This is a genomic window from Actinoplanes rectilineatus (genome assembly GCF_000962825.1).
Taxonomy (GTDB): Bacteria; Actinomycetota; Actinomycetes; order Mycobacteriales; family Micromonosporaceae; genus Actinoplanes; species Actinoplanes rectilineatus.
Genome location: NZ_JZKF01000198.1, coordinates 1 through 1,510, shown reverse-complemented (window position 1 = coordinate 1,510; position 1,510 = coordinate 1). Strand labels below are relative to the sequence as shown.

Annotated in this window: 1 protein-coding gene; it reads right to left on the bottom strand. The window is 66.1% G+C overall.

Going from position 1 to position 1,510, the window contains the following annotated elements; all coding sequences use genetic code 11:
• Positions 1–33: 33 nt before the first annotated feature.
• Positions 34–1,389: an IS4 family transposase gene (locus WH85_RS46045; protein ID WP_052721343.1), complete on the bottom strand. Its 1,356-nt coding sequence runs from the start codon at positions 1,387–1,389 to the stop codon at positions 34–36.
• Positions 1,390–1,510 lie beyond the last annotated feature (121 nt).

Genomic DNA, 1,510 nt, shown 5'->3' with positions numbered 1-1,510 from the left:
CAACGCCGTTCAGTTAGGCGGATGGCTCATGCGTCAAGGCTCGTCGGTGACGACGTTGATGCTGGTGGTGGCCTTGTAGGTGTGGCGGTCGATGTTCGGTCCGCGGGCCTGGTATTTGGAGTTCGAGCGTTTGATCATGCGGGACTTCGTGCGGATGCGGCGGTCGGGCAGCAGGTTTGCCAGGACTTGTTCGCCGATGACGCCGACCAGGTCGATGATCGTGTCAGCGATGACGCCTGCGGCGAGGACGAGTTGGTCTCGGGCGGTGTTGAGGGCGGTGGTGAAGCTGGCCCGGTCCGGATCGAGGCCGGGCCGGCTGTCGGTGGCGTCGACCATGGCGGTGCGGAGTAGTTGGTAGACGATCAGCAGGGCGTGGATTTCCTGATCGATGCCGTCGGGGGTGCGTGATCGCAGGACCCGGCCGCCGAGGATGGTGGACTTGAGTTCGAGGTAGGCGGTCTCGATCTCCCAGCGCTGGTGGTAGAGCTGGACAAGGGCGGCGGCGGGGTAGCGGTGGGCGTCGAGCAGGGTGGTGATCAGCCGGTAGTCGCTGGTGTGGGTGCCGTTGGTGGTGGTGATGCTGATCCGGGCCTCGATGACACGCACGCGTAGTTCGCCGATGGTCGATAGCCGAGACCCGTCGGGGCAGCGGCCGATGATCCGGAGCCTGCGGTTGGCTTTGCAGCGGATCAGCAGGTCGGCGCCGGTTGCAGCGAAGGTCTTCACCAGTTCCGCGGCGGCGTAGTTGCGGTCTGCCAGCAGCAGCATTCCGGTGTGCAGGCTGCGCGACAGGTGCTGGGCCTGGCTGTTCTCGCCGGTGGTGATCGGGTCGAATACGGCGTCGAGGACCGATCGGGTGCCGCAGGACAGCAGTGCGCTGAGTCGTAACGGCGGGTAGCCGGAGCCGCCGTGGTTACCGCGTAGCTTGACGTAGCGGCGCAGGTTGGCGGGTGAGTCCGCGGCGGTGAGCTGGGTGCCGTCGATGACGACCGGGAGCAGGCCCTTCCACCAGATCGCGTTCGCGCTGCTGGCGGCCGGGCCGCGGAGTAGGTCGAACAATGCCCGTAGCGGAGCGGCCCCGAGTCGTTGCCGGGCCTGACGCAGAGCGCTGCCGGAGGGCCTGGTGACCGGCAGGCCGTGCAGGCCGGCGACGAGTTTCGACCACACCTGCCGGTAGCCGAGATCAGTGAACAGGCAGCCGGCCAGCAGCAGATACACCACGACCCGGGCCGGGAGCTGCCGGATACGCTGCTCTGTGCGCCGGGTCGCAGTGAGGACCTCGTCGATCATCTCGAACGGGACGAGCCGGGTCAGCTCACCGAGGTGACCCGGCGCGAACGGCCCGGCAGCTACCGAGACGGTACGGGTTATGGCAATCTGATCAGTCAAGCGGAGTTCCTGGTTCTGGGTTGTCTTGGAGTGACAAACCTTGATACCGGAACTCCGCTTCTTACTCCCCGATCAACACACCCCTTGACCAGCCACACCAACGCCTAACTGAACGGCGTTG